This window comes from Alteromonas sp. 5NS40-0096, assembly GCF_057544385.1.
On record NZ_BAAJLQ010000007.1, the window covers coordinates 80,952 to 98,339 of the forward strand.

Genomic DNA, 17,388 nt, shown 5'->3' on the forward strand with positions numbered 1-17,388 from the left:
CAATAGGCTGGCTTTATGGACCTAAACCAGTGGATAGTACTGAGCGTTTTGTTCAGTACTATCGGGGCGCTTATTTTTTCTAATAAACGCCCTTCTACTATCTTTGCAGGGACAATGCTGGTTTTGCTTGTTTCTCAGCAGGTAATGTTCGACGATATTCTGCACAACTTTACCAATAAAGGGCTAGTGACACTGATACTGTTGCTACTCATAAGTAGTGCAGTGGACAAGACAGCGTTAATTAAACGCTTAGGTCGAACCCTAGTCGTCAATAGTTTTAAGGCGTCATACTGGCGGCTGTTTACGTTGACGTTTTTCTCGTCAGCTATTCTCAACAACACGGCAATTGTCGCAAGTTTAATTGGCCCAGTTAAACAAAACCAATATCATCCTGCGTCAAAGTTACTCATACCCTTGTCATATGCAGCGATTTTGGGCGGCACTGTGACCTTAATTGGTACCTCTACTAACCTGATTGTCGATAGCTTCTTACAGGAGCAAGGGCACCCTGGGTTTAAGTTTTGGGACTTTACCCTGTTTGGTTTAATCGCCGGCTTAAGCTGCGGGTTTCTGTTGTTTTTGGTTTCGCCATTGTTACCTGATATCAAAAACAAGCAGGCTGCCTTTACCGAATACTTTCTTGAAGCAGAAGTCGAGGCCGACTCTGAACTAATTGGCAAAACGGTAGAACAAAACCACTTAAGAAATTTACCTGAGTTATTTCTTGTGGAGGTCATACGCAATGGAAAACTCATTAGCCCAGTCGGGCCCGACCTCATCATTGAACAGAGCGACAAGCTTATCTTTTCTGGCAATGTTCAGAGGATCGATAGTTTGAGCCACATCAAGGGATTGAGTACGTTTGCTGAAGCCGATGGCCTGATGCGAGAGAACCTCACTGAGGTCATCGTATCCAATCGCGCGCAAATCATTGGGCAGACTATCAAGGCTCTCGGCTTTAGAGCATTGTTCGACGCTGCAGTCGTTGCCATACGGCGAGATGGCGAGCAGTTATCAGGGAAACTTGGTGAAATTAAACTGCAAGCGGGCGACTTTTTGCTTTTGGCGACAGGCGCCGATTTCCATTCCCGGCACAACTTAGCAAAAAACTTCTTTGTTGTATCTGAACAAAAAGTGTCTAGACCTCTCGCCATAAAACAAGAGTGGATTACCGTTGGAGGGTTTCTCACCGTTGTCGGCTTAGCGGCGACCAATATAGTGCCACTAGCCATCGGTTTGCTATTTTTTGCTGCTGTACTTGTCGCGGTAAAAGTGACATCAAATGCCGAAGTAAAAAGAAACCTGCCACTTAACTTGATCATAGTGATTGTCGGTGCGCTAAGCTTAGCCACGGCATTAGAACGCTCTGGTGTTATTCAATTAACTACAGAATTAATGTTACCGGTGTTATCCGAAAGCAACTGGTTCGTCGCATTGGTTGTGGTCTATGTTGCCACCTTGCTGTTAACTGAATTCGTCACTAACAACGCCGCGGCAGCACTAATGTTTCCTTTCGCTTATGGCGTTGTTCAAGCATTGGGCGCACCGTTAATGCCCTTTGCTCTGGCCGTAGCATTTGCAGCTAGTGCTAGCTTTATCTCACCGTATGGTTATCAAACCAATTTACTGGTCTACAATGCGGCAAACTATCGATACAAACACTTTTTGAAAATTGGCTTACCGATATCAATAGCCTACAGCGCGATAGTCCTTGTACTTCTCAATTTCATTTACTTATAAAAAAAGCCCTCGCAACTGCGAGGGCTTTTTATATTAACGAAACAATACTTTTTCTTTGTTACACCAGTGAACACAAAAAGCTAACAACGCCCCTGCAATAATCGCTGTAGAGCTAAAAATGGCAAACAAAGCGACATAGTCCATGGTCCCCTTAATAATCTCTTTCATCGCCAATGCCACATTCGTCAACGGTACCCATGCCCAGCCACCTTTTAATTCAATGCCGGGTAACATAGCAAGCACTACCGGGACGATAACCACCATCATAATAGGAGACATATAACCCTGCGCTTCTTTAAAACTGCGAGCATAGATTGATAAACTCAATAACACCGCGGCAAAAATCGCGACAACGGGAACTAGCATTAAGAACATCAAGAAAAAGTCGAGCACACTGATAGCGCCCATAAACTCTAGCACCAGTTTAATCGCCATTCCCTGCCCTACGATGAGTCCCCATATTGCCATAGAAGAGACGGTAACCATGGCAGATGTCACACCAGCTAAGGCAATCGTAAAAAACTTACCCAAAACCAGTTTGTAACGTTCAATGGGAGAGATAAGTAGGGTTTCCAATGTGCCCCTCTCTTTTTCTCCTGCACCGAGATCTGTCGCAGGGATCATTGCTCCCTGTAAACACAGAATAAAGACAACATAAGGAATAAAGCCGCCAACTTTTTCTCCCCAGTTTTCACGGTTGTCTGCAACATTCACCTTCTCAACGGTAATTGGCTTCAACAACGCTTGTTGTTGGTTGCTATTGAGTTGAAGAGTGTCAAAGGCAGCGGCTTGGTTCGCATTAGCAAGTTCATTAACGATATCTTGCAAACGACCTTGTACCATATTAAGACCAGCATCATTTAGGTAAAGCGTTAGTGAGACTTGCACGCCACTTAGCGGGTCATTAGTGAAGTTTTCTGGAATAGCCAAAACAAAATCTGCGTTGCCATCTTTGACCCATTGTTTAACATCCACACCTTCGGGTAGTTCGACACGTTTAAACTCTTCTGTGCTCCCGAGCTTTTCTACTAAGTGAGCAGAGTACTGTGCGCCGACAACACCGTAGGTCAACACCTTCGATTGAGCATCTTCAATCGCTTTGGACGAAAAGAAAATCGCAATGCCAAATATCAAAGGGAATATCAAAATCGGCAGGGCAACCATAAAAAATAAGGTTTTTCTGTCTCGCAACAACTCTTTAATTTCTTTCAAAAATACTAACCACATGACTATGCCTCCTTTCCAATCGCGGCCATGAATGCTCGGTTCATCGACTCCGGAGCGAGTGATTTAAACGCATCAATACTGTCGTTGAAGCACGTCGTGCCTTGATTAATCAAGGCAACCCGATCACAGAGTTGCGATACCTCTTCTAAATTGTGAGTAGAGAAGATGACGGGTACGCCTTTTTGCTTCAAACCTTCTATGAACTCGAGCACAGTGTTTGCGGCAACAATATCTAGCCCCGTAGTAGGTTCATCGAGAATCACCACTTTGGGGTCGTGAACAACAGCTCTAGCAATCGCTGTTTTTTGCTTCATTCCGGTCGAGAAATTATCACTTTTGCGATCTAAAAACGTATGCAAGTCCAGCAAATCGGCTAACTCGAGGATTTTGGCATCGATAGCGGCTTTGTCCATTCCGTGCAATTGACCAAAATAAGCAATGTTCTCTCGCCCCGTCAGTTTTCCATACAAGCCAGTCGAACCGGACAAAAACCCAACCATTTGGCGTGCCATCAAGGGGTTATCCAGCACATTAATACCTTCGATGCTGATCTCACCACTGTCGGGTTTAATAGCTGTAGAAAGCATTCGTAAGGTGGTTGTTTTTCCTGCACCATTGGGACCAAGTAAACCTAAAACTTGGCCTTGTTCACAAGTGAATGAGACGTTTTGAACAGAATGAAAAAACCGCCCTTTTAATCTTGGGTCTTTCTTTTCTTGTTCGCTCAATTTCTTTGGGTTTTCCACCGTAAATTTTTTGGCTAATTGTTTAATTTCAATCATATCCATCCATCGCCTAATTGTTATTCCGCTTATATAGTCATCGACAAATTTACTTTATTACAGTGTTTAAAAAAAAACTAAAAAATAATTAAGTAGGTCTTGAACAATTGAATTGTATGAGTATTTTTGAATAAGTGTCTCTACAAGGAATTAAGAATATGCAATCTGTTAGCAACCCGCTTCAAGCACTGACCGACGTTTTTTATCAACCCGCAGCAGTGTTCCAATCACTCGCCGAAAAAAACAATTGGTCTTGGCTCCCCTTTTTCATCGTAGTGGGTTTTGGCTGCCTTCCTGCGTATTTATATTTTGGTTTTATCGATATCACCTGGTATCAAGATATGGCGCTGGCAAGTCAAGCTGACGAGCTCGCGCCAGCTCAACTCGACCAGATGCGCGAAGGCATGTCTCGAGGCATATTAGAGACATCCGCGCTGGTTACAGGGCTGTTATTCCCTGTCATTTTCACGGCAGTGTTCGCTATTTATTTGCATTTAATGACGAAAAGTGACGAGTCACAGGTTTACGGTTTTACCGATTGGTATGGCTTTTTATGGTGGACTGCGCTTCCCTCTGTACTCAACAGCCTAGTCGCCCTGATTTTGATTGTCACCGCGACAAACCACCAGTTGGAAATCACCACATTGAACCCGCTTTCTCTTGCCAACGCATTTTCAGTATCCATGACGGCAGATTGGTTTGGCTTCTTGTCATATTTTAGAGTGGATGTGGTGTGGGGCGTCCTGTTAACCGGTATTGGAATTAACCAGTGGACTTCATTTAGTAAGGCGAAATCTTTCACTCTTGCAACGGCCCCCCATATTGTCATTTTGACAATTTGGCTCCTGTTTTTAGTGATGTAAACACTGCAGCGGTAGTTGCACTGTGGGTTTAGTCCAATCGCGACGGGGGCGAAAACAGCTCTCGTCGCAGTAAAATTCACGATTTTGGTTCGCAGCCCAGTTTGGAATACCCAACAGGGGTATGGGCTTCAATATATTGTCCAATGTAAAATCAGCTAATTCCCGTATCCGAGAAAGCATCGCATCATCCAATAATTCTCGCTGTCGCTGCCAAGTAAGAGAGGAAAAATCGTCGTCAACCACCACAGCTAACCATTTCCCAGTCAACCCTTTGTATGGATTGAGCATCATTTCAAAATTAGCGTGTCCAAAAACTTCAGCATGAACAGCCTTACCCCAGCTATGACGCTCATTATACAAACTCTCTATCCATCGGTGGTCAGCGAGATGAGTCAGTAACTCATTGCCTGCAACCAGGTATTTTCGCGGTATGGCGAACACCACACCGCACTCATCAAAATGCGTGATGTGATTCCTTCGCCTTGTTCTTGGATGCGTGCCATGAACGCGAATATCGCGAATATGCAGTTCATTGAGATAGCGCTTTGTTTTAGGAAACTGTAACCATATCAACGCATTAAACAAGTCATGCCAACTGTTTTCTCTGGTGGGGACAAAACCATGTTCATAAATAATTTCTTCGTAGTACCCCAAGCTCTCGTCGACGTCTTGTTGATCCCTAAATTCAATTCCCTCGAGCGCTGTAGAGGATTGCTGCTCAATCCAGTCATTCCAAGTTGCCGATCGGGGGAATTGGGCACATTGCGCTAAGTTAAATCGAAATTTTACAGTTTCGAGGGGATTCAACAGGGTTGCAGAGTTGAGAAACTCGCTCCAAGAAGGTTCTGAATTTGACATATCGAGAGTTGGTTACAGCAGAAGATTTATCTATACTGCCCGCTATTGTAGAGCAAACAGAGACTAAAAATGAAAAGAATTCTTTTGCCGCTTAGTACCCTTGCGATCGTATTGAGTGCATGTACGCCGACAGAACAAGCCTCAAATGGTGAAGATGTTGCGAAAGATAATTTCCAGCAGGTATACGATAACATAAGCGTTGAAAAAATTGTTCCGCCACTCAAAACACTTGCCTCCGATGAGTTTGAAGGCAGGCTTCCAACAACAGAAGGCGAAAAGAAAACCCTCGATTTTCTGGTTACCGAGTTTAACAAGCTTGGCTACTCCCCAGGCAATGGTGACAGTTTTTTGCAAGAAGTCGATTTGATGGAAATCACCGCAGACCCAGACATGACTATGTCTATCGGTAGCCACACCTTTTCGTACAAACAGGACATGGTGGCATCATCCAAGCGCGAGCAGAAGGAAGTCACGTTAAATGACTCAGAGCTCGTATTTGTTGGCTATGGCGTAAACGCGCCTGAATATGAATGGAATGATTATGCAGGGTTAGATGTTGCCGGCAAAACTGTGGTCATTCTGGTCAACGACCCGGGATTTGAAAACCCTGAAAGTGGCAAGTTTCAGGGGACAACAATGACCTACTACGGGCGTTGGAGTTATAAATACGAAGAAGCGAGCCGTCAAGGTGCCGCTGGCGCCCTAATCGTTCATGAGACCGCTCCGGCTTCCTACGGCTGGTCTGTTGTTGCTAATAGTTGGAGTGGACCGCAATACGGTTTGGTATCAGCAGATGCAGGCGCAAGCCGTGTTGCTGTAGAAGGTTGGCTGTCTTTGGACGCCGCAGAGAAGGTCTTTGCTGAAGCTGGGCTAAGCTTTGCTGAACAAAAAGCAAAAGCCATGCAAGGCCCGTATTCTCAACCGATGGATATCAGTGCGTCAGTGACAGTAAAAAACACGTTCAAGCAGTCGAAAAGTCACAACGTTATCGCCACACTACCGGGAAAATCGAAACCGGAAGAACACGTTATTTATACGGCACATTGGGACCATCTCGGTAAAGACGAAACCAAAGATGGCGACCAAATTTACAATGGCGCGCACGACAATGCTACCGGTACAGCGGCCAGCGTAGTGATGGCAGAAGCATTCAGTCAGTTGACAGCCCGCCCTGATCGCTCTGTGACTTTCCTTATCGTTACGGCAGAAGAACAAGGGTTGCTAGGGTCAAAATTTTATGCTGATAATCCGATCATTCCCGACGACAACACAGTTGCAAATATCAACATGGATGCTATGAATGTACTAGGCCGTACAAAAGATGTTGCCGTAGTCGGAATGGGTAAATCAGAACTTGAGCAATACTTAGAAAAAGCGGCCGAAAAACAAGGTCGTTATCTCACTCAAGAAGACAGACCAGAAGCTGGCTATTACTACCGTTCCGACCACTTTAGTTTTGCCAAGAAAGGCATTCCTGCCTTGTATGCTGAAGGAGGCAGTGAACCGATTGATGATGCCACTGCGAAATATCGCAAACGCATGAGCTTGATCATTACCGGATGCTATCATCAGGTTTGCGACCAATATCGCGATAGCTGGGATTTGTCAGGTATTGTGCAAGACACCCAAATGTTATTTGATGTCGGTGTTCAAGTAGCTAACGCGGAAACCTGGCCCAAGTGGATGCCAGAGAGCGAATTTCAGCGTCAACACTGATAGTCAGCAAACAAAAAGCACCGCATCTGTGGTGCTTTTTTAAGCACCCTTATTGATAAATGTCTATTTGCTAAAAATTTCACCACATTCCCCTTGCAATTTCGTGTGAGACTGGCACATTCAGTACACGCGAGTGAATCAATTTCCAAAAACAACAATATCCACCGCATTCTCACGACAGAAAATCGACATCTTTTTTTAACAAGTGACAAGAGAGAACTCCTTTTATGTGTGGTATTTTCGGTATCTTAGATATCAAAACCGATGTGTCTGAACTCAGAACCCAAGCGTTAGATCTTACTAAATTGCTGCGCCATCGCGGCCCTGATTGGTCGGGTATCTGGAATAATGACAATACCATCTTGTGTCACGAGCGATTAGCTATCGTTGACGTTGATACAGGTGCCCAACCATTAACCAGTCGTGACGGTCAGAATATCCTTGCCGTAAATGGTGAGATCTATAATCACAAGCAACTCGCTCAAAATTTAGCTACACCTTATGACTTTAAAACGCGCTCAGATTGCGAAGTTATTTTGCCGCTGTATCAGCAGCGCGGTATCGACTTTATCGATGAGCTCGAAGGGATGTTTGCTTTCGTTTTGTACGATCAAGAGCAAGACGCCTACCTTATCGCAAGAGATCACATTGGAATTATTCCTCTGTACACTGGCTATGACGAACATGGCAATTTTTATGTCGCTTCAGAAATGAAAGCGCTAGCGCCGATTTGTAAAACAATCAGTGAGTTCCCTCCAGGCCACTATATGTGGAGCAAGACCGGTGAACTGACCAAGTACTACCAACGCGATTGGATGTCTTACGATGCGGTTAAAGGCAATGAAACCAACCTAGACGATTTAAAAGACGCTTTTGAAAAAGCGGTGAAGTCTCACTTGATGTCTGACGTTCCTTACGCTGTCTTGCTTTCAGGTGGCTTAGACTCATCACTAGTGTCTGCGGTAGCAGCCCAATACGTCGCTAAGCGCGTTGAAGACGAGGACAAATCAGACGCTTGGTGGCCAAGATTACACTCCTTTGCCGTAGGCCTAGAAGGTGCGCCAGACCTCAAAGCGGCAAAATCTGTTGCCGACATGATTGGCACCGTTCATCACGAAATCCACTTCACTGTTCAGGAAGGCTTGGATGCTATTCGCGACGTGATCTATCACTTGGAAACGTACGATACCACGACAATTCGTGCCGCTACACCAATGTATTTGATGACGCGAAAAATCAAAGCTATGGGTATCAAAATGGTACTTTCTGGTGAAGGTTCTGATGAAATATTTGGTGGTTATTTGTATTTCCACAAAGCCCCAAATGCCAAAGAATTCCACGAGGAGACAGTACGTAAACTCGATAGGCTTCACATGTTTGACTGTGCTCGCGCAAACAAAGCAACATCGGCATGGGGTGTCGAGGCACGCGTTCCCTTCCTCGACAAAAACTTTATTGACGTCGCCATGCGTTTGAATCCAGAAGACAAAATGTGCGTAGATGGCAAGATGGAAAAATGGATTCTGCGTAAGGCCTTTGACGATGGCAACACACTACCGGCTGAAGTATTGTGGCGTCAAAAAGAACAGTTTGGCGATGGTGTTGGTTACTCTTGGATTGATTCAATTCGCGACTTTGTTGACGCGGAAGTATCGGATCAACAGCTCGCTTCTGCTGAGTTCCGTTTCCCAGTAAATACGCCTGATACCAAAGAGGGATATTATTACCGCACCATTTTCGAAAGCTACTTCCCGCAAGAAAGCGCAGCGAAATGTGTGCCCGGTGGCAAATCTATCGCGTGTAGCACGGCGGAAGCCCTTGAATGGGACGAAAGCTTCAAAAACAATGCTGACCCTTCAGGTCGAGCGATGAAAGACGTACACGCAGGTGAGAGTCACTAATCGCTATAGGAATTGAAAAAGCAGCGTTATCGCTGCTTTTTTTTATTTTGCGTTTGGCGGCACAAACCAATAATTTTGAATATCCAATGGCGTATCATTTGACAGCAATGGATTTTCTAACGTAAAAACCGTCCGCTTATCAATATTTAATCGAGCCAGCGTGTCGGCATAGGTCTGTTGGAACAGCTGCTCGAATGAGCCATCGGCAATCGCTCGCTCCATACCCGTTTCGATCAGTCGCGCCAACGTTGGATTTGACTTGTTAACAAAGAAATACATAGCCGTCGGATAATAGAGCGCAAATGTCGGCTCTAGCACGATATCAGGGTCTAGCCCACGTATATTAAGTTCGGCTTCTACTTCTATCACCGAACGTGGGTAGATATCCCCTTGCATCGCCACCAGAGCATCAAAGCCTTCGGTAAACTGTCCAATTGGGAAAATGTGAAAACCATTAGCCTGCAAAATTTTGGTATCAGGCCAATCTGCCCCCTGAATCACCTTTAGCTTGTGAAGATCAGACAATTGAGACATATCACCGATATCAGCAATTTTATCCTGTCGTGTCATAAAGACCCGTAAACCGATCAGCCCTTTTGCAAGTGGAATACGGATGGGCAATAACTCGTCTTCTCTGTTGAGATCAGTCATAGTCCATACTACATTCACTTCGCGATTTTCTCTGAGTTGCCTAACGGCTTTGCTAGAAACTAATATTCGGTCGGATGCGTTTAACTCGTAATTCACCCCAGTTTTACTCAGAGCGAGCTTGAGTAACTCGAGAGGATATTCATGCCTGTGATCTCGCTCTTCAATGGGCCGCGGATACTTGATATTCCAAACAGCAGCGTTCGCGCCAACACTCAACAGCGCAACCATCACCCCCATCGCAAAACGAAAAACAAAGGTGGCAAATCCTTCGGTCATATCGCTATTCTCCATCAACTACTGACACGACTATGGTGAATCCACCGTCGGCATCAGACTGAATGGTGTAAGACGACTGTCGTTCACTCATCACCTCATCGCTCTGATCACTTAGCCACTGCCATTTGACTTGGACAAAGTATATCGAACTCGATAATTTCAAGACTTGCAGTACTTGTGGGTTGTGATGATAGGGTTCGCTCAGCGCTGCATTTTCAAGATAATGAGAAAGCTGAGATTGCAATTGGTCTGTTGTAACACACGCGTTTTTTACCCCTTCTTCGACAAAAATTGTTGGAATATGAAAAAAAGGCACTAACTTTGAGACTTGCCTTGCATCTACGGCGCCGGACAATGCATCGAAGAAGGATTGCGCTTGTAACTCAACAGATTTATCCATAACTCATTCAATACCAATATATTTATGTGTCTGTAACGATAGCCGCCAGTTTCTTTTGATACAAGTTTGAATCGCTAATTCCGTCGCTCTGGCTTGCTGGCTAATTGGCTGCAAGCAAACGGTTGGCACTTTATCTTCAGGTAGAGTAGCGAGCAATTCATCCAGCTCATCAATGTGTTTTTGCATAGCAATGGGGTGTTTAATCTCATTAGCCCGCAGTAGCGCTGACGTCAATACGTCGTAGCCCCCTTTCATGTTGACCTTGGGAGAAACCGTTACCCATGTGTTTTCACTACAATGCACTTCAAATGTACCGCTGGTTTCGATTTGCGCACTATACCCCAAGGCTTCCAATTTCTGCGTTAAGGGAACGAGGTCATACATGCATGGCTCGCCGCCAGTAATCACAACATGCTTGGCGTGATAACCGTAGTCTTTAAACAGAGCTATTAACGATTCTGGAGAGGCAGTGAAAAAGGTTTCGGACTCTTGCCCTTTGTTGACGACAGCAGCCACAGGTGACAACTTGGTTTCGTCGATGACCCAAGTGTGTTTAGTATCACACCAAGGACAACCGACAGGGCAACCTTGCAGTCGAACGAAAATAGAAGGCACGCCAGTATGCATCCCTTCACCCTGAATGGTTTCGAACATCTCATTAATTTTCAATTCTGTGAGCAACAAATTTCACGCCTCGCTAAAATCATTATTGGGATTTTATCAGGGATAACATAAAATTCGGTCATCATTTCTAAAATAAATCTATTTATGTCAGACAAAGTTATCGTTATTTACTCCGGTGGTATGGATTCTTTCACCGTGCTAAACAAGGCCATTGCTGACGGTAAGCAGCCATTAGCCTTATCTTTCGATTATGCTCAGAGACACAAGAAAGAACTCGACTATGCCGCTCGAGTTTGTGCTGAACTCAATGTCCCACACAAAATTGTAGATATCTCGGCAATCAATGCCATTGTCGGCGGCTCAGCGCTGACTGACGATATTGACGTACCTGAAGGCCATTACGAAGAGCCGAGTATGAAAACAACTGTGGTGCCTAACCGCAACATGATTCTACTATCCATGGCTGTGGGTTACGCCGTGAGTGAAGGTGCTAGTGAGGTGTATTATGGCGCTCATTCAGGGGATCACGCCATTTACCCTGATTGTCGTCCGGAGTTCGTCGAGAAAATGAATGATGTATGCCAAATCGCTAACTACGACGCAATCACGATTGTCACTCCTTATCTAGACGTCAGTAAAACTGCAATATTAACTGACGGCCTTGCCATGGGGCTTGATTACGGAAAAACATGGACTTGTTACAACGGAAGAGAAAAAGCCTGTGGGAAATGTGGGGCATGTCAGGAACGACTTGAAGCATTTAGAGATAACGGTGCCGTCGATCCTCTCAGCTATGAATAAATTGGTTTTACTCATTCAGCGGCGAGATATTTATCTGATGTAGCGCTATCCTCTGCAATCGAGCTTAACAAGAGGGATTGTGAGCACACTAAACGATTCGAAACACCGTATCACGGCACACAGTCGAAAAAAAACCAACACATGGTGTTGGTTTTTTCTCGTGTGGAATGAGGGTTAGCGCTGACTTTCACTAATAAAGTACGAAAGCTCTTTAATACAGTGCCTCAATACTGGGTTTAAGCGCGTATTTTTGCCGTTCATCACAAATAATTCATGGCTAAAGCTAAACAGTTCACCTTTCGCTATCGGCACGAGTCCGAGTGCGACACCTTGCTCTTTGGCCATATAATCTGGTAACAAACCAACATATTCGCCTGTCATAATCGCTGACATCGCCGCATCATAAGAGTCGGAAAACGTCTGAATAGATAGACGTCTCTCATCTTGAATGTAATTCGCTGACGACAAACCAGATATACCAATCGCTGGATAATCTTCAATGCGAACACTTTCAGGCAACTCCGTATCTTTGTATTTCGCTAACGGGTGACTTGATGAGCAATACAACCTACCCTCGCAATTCAGGCCGACAGGGTGGAAGGTCACTGACTCAGGTTTCACCATATCGTAAGTCGATACGACTAAATGGCATTCGCCACTCAATGCAACATGCTCTACTTCGTTGTACAAACGGGTTTGGATATTAACGTGAATATCATCAAACTTTTTCATCGTGCTCTTCACAGCTTTTGAAATTGCCAGCTGCATCGATAGCGGTAAACCTGCCATCATTACCAGAGTGATATGACCTGAATAGTCATCGTGAAGTGATTTCAAATTGAAGACGAAATTATCGAATGCATTAAAAATGCGTTTCGTTTCTTGGAATACAACCTCGCCCTCTTTCGTCATTTGGAAACCACCTCGGCCTCGATGGCAAAGTACAAGGTCCAAACGTTCTTCGAGCTTCTTGATTGCTGCACTGATATTCGGGCGTTGCATACGGAGAACTGGTTCAGCTGCAGTAAAGCCGTTACAACTCGCAACCGCATAAAATACTCTCAACAATTTAATGTCGGATTCTTGAAGACGGTTTAACATGATGGCACCACTTATAGGTATAGTTATAGATACTTATAACACCATCATAGGCAAGTGTGACGGGGATTACAACGGCTAATTAGATAAAAAATCAGAGAAAAATGGCCACTTCGAGAGGAAGTAGCCACATAAAGAGATGCGCGTTAATACTTTTCGTCCTGATTGCTGCCCCTGACCAGGCCAGCAAGGTTAGCTCAGTTCAACAATTTGCTTGCGTAACTGTTCTATTTCATCCCGTGTACTTGCCGCTTTTTCAAACTCTAATTCCTTTGCAAAAGCGAACATTTGCTTCTCAAGTTCAGCCACTCTCGCCATTAGCTCGGTGGGAGAAGCACTCAGCTTAGGCTTAGTTTCCGCCACCTTGCGTAACTTCACTTTGTTAGCGTCACCACTGCCATCACCTAAGTCCATAATGTCAGTAATAGGTTTCACCAGCCTTTGTGGCGTTTGATTGTGAAGCGTATTGTATTCTTCTTGCTTGGTGCGGCGGCGAAGTGTTTCGTCCATGGCTTTTTGCATCGACTTCGTTATCTTGTCAGCATACAAAATAGCTTTGCCGTTAATGTGCCGAGCGGCTCGTCCTATTGTCTGAATCAGCGACTTTTCGGCGCGCAAAAACCCTTCCTTGTCCGCATCGAGGATAGCAACTAGAGACACCTCAGGCATATCTAGGCCTTCTCTTAACAAGTTAATACCAACCAGTACATCAAACTTACCAATACGCAAATCACGAATGATCTCAATTCGCTCAACAGTATCAATATCGGAATGCAAGTAACGCACTTTTACACCGTGCTCATTGAGATATTCACTCAAATCTTCGGCCATGCGTTTGGTTAGTGTCGTGATTAACACTCGCTCATCCAACGCCACGCGTTTTTGAATTTCAGACAAAACGTCATCAACTTGGGTGGACACAGGACGCACTTCTATTTCAGGGTCAAGTAACCCAGTTGGCCTCACCACCTGTTCAACGATGTCTCCATCTGATTTTTCGAGCTCGTAAACACCCGGTGTAGCAGACACATAAATCGTTTGGGGAGAAATATGTTCAAACTCTTCAAATTTTAGCGGTCGATTGTCCAACGCCGACGGCAGGCGAAAGCCATACTCCACCAGCGTTTCTTTCCGCGAGCGGTCACCTTTGTACATGGCACCAATTTGCGAGACCGTTACGTGAGATTCATCAATGAACAACAATCCGTCAGCGGGGAAATAATCTAATAAGGTCGGCGGTGGCTCGCCAGGCGCTCGACCCGAGAGATACCTAGAGTAGTTTTCAATACCTGAGCAATACCCCAGCTCAAGCATCATCTCAACATCGAATTGAGTACGTTGGCTGATGCGTTGTTCTTCAATCAGTTTATTCACTGATTTCAATTGGTCTTTGCGCTCGACCAATTCTTCTTTGATTTGGTCCACGGCCGCTAGGATTTTCTCCCGCGGCGTAACATAGTGCGTTTTCGGGAATACCGTCGTTCTGACCACACTTTTATCTACGGCGCCGGTCAGCGGGTCAAACAAGCTGATCTTATCGATTTCATCATCAAACAATTCCACTCTGACAGCTTGTGCCTCTGAATCCGCTGGAAAAATATCAATGACATCTCCTCGAACTCTGAACGTACCGCGTTCAAAGGCAATGTCATTTCTGGTGTATTGTAACTCCGCCAGGCGACGCAATATGTCGCGCTGGTCCATAATGTCTCCTTGGCGCAAATGCAGCAACATTTTCATATAGGATTCGGGGTCGCCCAAGCCGTAAATAGCAGAGACACTGGCGACAATGACAACATCCCTGCGCTCCATCAGCGCCTTTGTTGCAGACAACCGCATTTGCTCGATGTGATCGTTGATTGACGCATCTTTTTCGATAAAGGTATCGGTGCTAGGAACGTAAGCCTCAGGCTGATAATAATCGTAGTAAGAAACGAAATATTCGACAGAGTTGTGAGGGAAAAACTCTTTCATTTCCCCGTACAACTGGGCCGCAAGGGTTTTGTTGTGAGCCAGAATCAACGTGGGACGTTGAACTTGATTGATGACATTGGCCATCGTGAAGGTCTTACCCGACCCCGTTACTCCCAACAAAGTTTGAGAAGCAAGACCGCATTCTAAACCGTCCACTAACGTTGCAATTGCATTAGGCTGATCACCTGCTGGTTCGTACTTGGCAACCAGTTCAAAACCTTTTGTCATGAATGTGACTCACTCATTTGCGTTGATTGTTGATTCACAGCATTTTTGAACCAAACGAAGGAACAAGCCGCCATCAGTAAATTGGCAATCACTGTACCGATGAACAAGCCCTCAAGGCCAAAAAAGTAACTTCCAGCATATGAGATTGGAACGAAAAAGACGAACAATCGCAATACACTCAGTACCAAAGCGGTCATCGGCATATGCATGGCGTTGAACGAGGAATTCGTTAATATCACGATTCCCTGCATGCCATACCCCAAAGGTACAATAGTAAGGAACATAGCAATCAGTACGGCGACGTTCTGTTCCTTGGCGAACAGCTCTGCGATAAGGGGGGATGTGAGCCACAATAAAACAAAAACCAACAGCTGCCAGCCAATTACGAATTTTAACGTTGCCATGTAAGCATCTTTAACTCGGTCTAAACGCCCTGCTCCTAGGTTTTGGCTGATAAATGGAGGGAGTGTCATGGATAACGCCAACACAACGATATTGGCCATCGACTCTAAGCGATTACCGACTCCCCACGCCGCTACAGACTCAGCACCGTAACCCGCAACAACCGCCGTCATGATGGCACCAGCAATCGGTGTCAACATATTTGCCCCAGCAGCGGGTAAGCCAATCTTAAGTATGGAAGCCGCGCTTTCACGTAATTCGGCCAATGTGAGTAAACGAGGCAGCATCAGCTTGCGTTTGTGCGCGAGTAACACAATGATCCAGGTCGCACCGATAATCCAAGCAATCAAGGTTGCATAAGCTGCACCTTTAATACCCATTCCTTCAATAGGCCCAAGACCGAAAATAAGCAGAGGGTCCAGTGCAGCGTTTATCGCACCACCAGCGGCCATGATGATACTCGGCGTTTTGGTATCACCGCAGGCGCGTAACACGCTGTTACCGACCATGGGAATACAGAGAAAAATCCCTGATAGATACCAGACGCCCATGTAATCTGAAATGTGTACAAGCAAGGCATCTGTGGCACCGAGCAAGCTAAAAATGGGCTCTACAGTAAAATACCCAATGATTGCCAGCACACCGACCATCAAAGTAGACAGCATGATGGCGCCAGTTGCATACATTCTGGCGTTTTTTATATCGCCTTGACCTTGAAGCTTTCCGATAATCGCAGAGGTACCGATGCCTAAGCCAATGTTGAGACTAATTACGGTGAAAGTAACTGGAAATGTAAAACTGATCGCGGCGAGTTCATCAGTCCCCAGTAAACTGACGAAAAACGTATCGACGAGCCCAAAGCTCATCAGCAGTATCATGCCTAGAATCATTGGAATCGTCATGCGTTTCAATGTTTCGAAGATATTACCCTGAGTCAGGTTAGATGTTGCCTTTGAATCCTGAGTGGTCACGTTGTTAGGTTCTCTATTGATTTTGGCGTTGCTGACAGTCGTATCAATGACTTCAATACGCTATTGGAGGAGAAATAGCTTAGCTTCTTCTTCACTGTACGTACTCATCGTCAAAAAGACACAAACACAACTGAACGAGCCACAGTTCTCGGACGCTTGAACAAGGACGATTAGCTCGACGATAATTGATGGTGAGATAATACCAAGGTTATGAGAAAAAAATAATAATTAAACGATAGATTAACGCTATCGCGAGCTATACAACTTGTAGATAATAAATCAAGTTGACGCTTGACGTGCACAAACGAGATTACAGACAAATTTGGTCATTTTACGCAACCTCAATCTCAAGTTTAGTTTGGCTTTCACACAATATTCTAGCGGCAAAACGCGCCTGAAACATAAGTGTCATCTTGATGAAGCATTTTGTTCACACAGTTTTATTTCAGAAACATCGAGAAAACGGCCATGGCGCGTTAATAATATGTTAACAGCAAAAATATTGTGCATTTTTGTCGCAACTCGCTCGGATTTAACACACAATCGCCACTGTGCTATCAACACTGAATCTCTTTTTATCCCAAAGCCTTCCCCAAATCACACAACACAATGATTTTAATAAAAAAACATGCCAATTCATGACATGATCATTTAGTGCGATCCAGATCTAAAAGGATGAACAGCCTGGTTTAACCACACCTATCAACATAGTTATCCACAGATTTAGTGGATAACTGTCCAAGCCCTCGTATTAACGGGCATTCATGGTCTTTAGGTCAGTTTTTAGGTAAGTAACGACTAACCTCAAGACGCAACAACAAGGTTACAGATTTATGAAAAGCTGGACATACAAACAGTAATCAACGAATTTTTAAT

General features: G+C 44.8%; 14 protein-coding genes. 5 read left to right on the plus strand and 9 right to left on the minus strand.

Annotated features, from left to right (window positions below):
* Positions 1-15: 15 nt before the first annotated feature.
* A complete protein-coding gene (locus AC27G9_RS18435) occupies positions 16-1,740 on the plus strand; it encodes an SLC13 family permease (protein WP_487075957.1) in 1,725 nt (574 codons plus the stop codon).
* Positions 1,741-1,773: 33 nt separating this feature from the next.
* Here AC27G9_RS18435 and AC27G9_RS18440 read toward each other — a convergent pair whose 3' ends face one another.
* Both AC27G9_RS18440 and AC27G9_RS18445 read right to left on the minus strand, forming a co-directional pair.
* Positions 1,774-2,967, minus strand: coding sequence for an ABC transporter permease (locus AC27G9_RS18440; protein WP_487075958.1), 1,194 nt, complete (start codon positions 2,965-2,967; stop codon positions 1,774-1,776).
* Positions 2,968-2,969: 2 nt separating this feature from the next.
* A complete protein-coding gene (locus AC27G9_RS18445) occupies positions 2,970-3,749 on the minus strand; it encodes an ABC transporter ATP-binding protein (RefSeq protein WP_487075959.1) in 780 nt (259 codons plus the stop codon).
* A 158-nt stretch (positions 3,750-3,907) separates the two neighbouring features.
* On the opposite strand from AC27G9_RS18445, the gene AC27G9_RS18450 reads away from it, so the two are divergent.
* Complete coding sequence (locus tag AC27G9_RS18450; RefSeq protein WP_487075960.1) at positions 3,908-4,612, plus strand: YIP1 family protein; 705 nt, start codon at positions 3,908-3,910, stop codon at positions 4,610-4,612.
* On the opposite strand, the gene AC27G9_RS18455 is transcribed toward AC27G9_RS18450, so the two are convergent.
* Positions 4,601-5,470, minus strand: a complete 870-nt coding sequence (locus AC27G9_RS18455; protein ID WP_487075961.1) for a DUF3025 domain-containing protein — start codon at positions 5,468-5,470, stop codon at positions 4,601-4,603. The genes AC27G9_RS18450 and AC27G9_RS18455 overlap by 12 nt on opposite strands.
* 69 nt (positions 5,471-5,539) lie before the next feature.
* Between AC27G9_RS18455 and AC27G9_RS18460 the strand changes: the two genes are divergently transcribed.
* Together AC27G9_RS18460 and asnB are read left to right on the plus strand one after the other, a co-directional pair.
* The gene (locus AC27G9_RS18460; RefSeq protein WP_487075962.1) at positions 5,540-7,186 is read left to right on the plus strand and encodes a M28 family metallopeptidase; all 1,647 of its coding nucleotides are present in this window, start codon (positions 5,540-5,542) and stop codon (positions 7,184-7,186) included.
* Between the two features lie 227 nt (positions 7,187-7,413).
* Positions 7,414-9,087 carry an asparagine synthase B gene (gene asnB / locus AC27G9_RS18465; protein WP_487075963.1) on the plus strand — a complete coding sequence of 558 codons (1,674 nt, stop codon included), beginning with the start codon at positions 7,414-7,416 and terminating at the stop codon, positions 9,085-9,087.
* Positions 9,088-9,129: 42 nt separating this feature from the next.
* Here asnB and AC27G9_RS18470 read toward each other — a convergent pair whose 3' ends face one another.
* Genes AC27G9_RS18470 through queE form a run of 3 tightly spaced genes read right to left on the minus strand, consistent with a single transcriptional unit; the run spans position 9,130 to position 11,068 of the window.
* Complete coding sequence (locus AC27G9_RS18470) at positions 9,130-10,014, minus strand: amino acid ABC transporter substrate-binding protein (RefSeq protein ID WP_487075964.1); 885 nt, start codon at positions 10,012-10,014, stop codon at positions 9,130-9,132.
* A gap of 4 nt (positions 10,015-10,018) precedes the next feature.
* Positions 10,019-10,414: a hypothetical protein gene (locus AC27G9_RS18475; RefSeq protein WP_487075965.1), complete on the minus strand. Its 396-nt coding sequence runs from the start codon at positions 10,412-10,414 to the stop codon at positions 10,019-10,021.
* A gap of 3 nt (positions 10,415-10,417) precedes the next feature.
* Entirely contained in the window at positions 10,418-11,068 is a 651-nt protein-coding gene (queE, locus tag AC27G9_RS18480) for a 7-carboxy-7-deazaguanine synthase QueE (protein WP_487076029.1), read from the minus strand.
* 114 nt (positions 11,069-11,182) lie between these two features.
* Here queE and queC point away from each other — a divergent pair, with 114 nt between their 5' ends.
* Complete coding sequence (gene queC / locus AC27G9_RS18485) at positions 11,183-11,839, plus strand: 7-cyano-7-deazaguanine synthase QueC (RefSeq protein ID WP_487075966.1); 657 nt, start codon at positions 11,183-11,185, stop codon at positions 11,837-11,839.
* Between the two features lie 174 nt (positions 11,840-12,013).
* Here queC and AC27G9_RS18490 read toward each other — a convergent pair whose 3' ends face one another.
* From AC27G9_RS18490 to AC27G9_RS18500, 3 genes are all read right to left on the minus strand, one after another.
* Positions 12,014-12,940: a LysR family transcriptional regulator gene (locus AC27G9_RS18490; RefSeq protein WP_487075967.1), complete on the minus strand. Its 927-nt coding sequence runs from the start codon at positions 12,938-12,940 to the stop codon at positions 12,014-12,016.
* A gap of 189 nt (positions 12,941-13,129) precedes the next feature.
* Positions 13,130-15,139 carry an excinuclease ABC subunit UvrB gene (gene uvrB / locus AC27G9_RS18495; protein ID WP_487075968.1) on the minus strand — a complete coding sequence of 670 codons (2,010 nt, stop codon included), beginning with the start codon at positions 15,137-15,139 and terminating at the stop codon, positions 13,130-13,132.
* A complete protein-coding gene (locus AC27G9_RS18500; protein ID WP_487075969.1) occupies positions 15,136-16,512 on the minus strand; it encodes an MATE family efflux transporter in 1,377 nt (458 codons plus the stop codon). The genes uvrB and AC27G9_RS18500 overlap by 4 nt, the downstream gene beginning before the upstream one ends.
* Positions 16,513-17,388 lie beyond the last annotated feature (876 nt).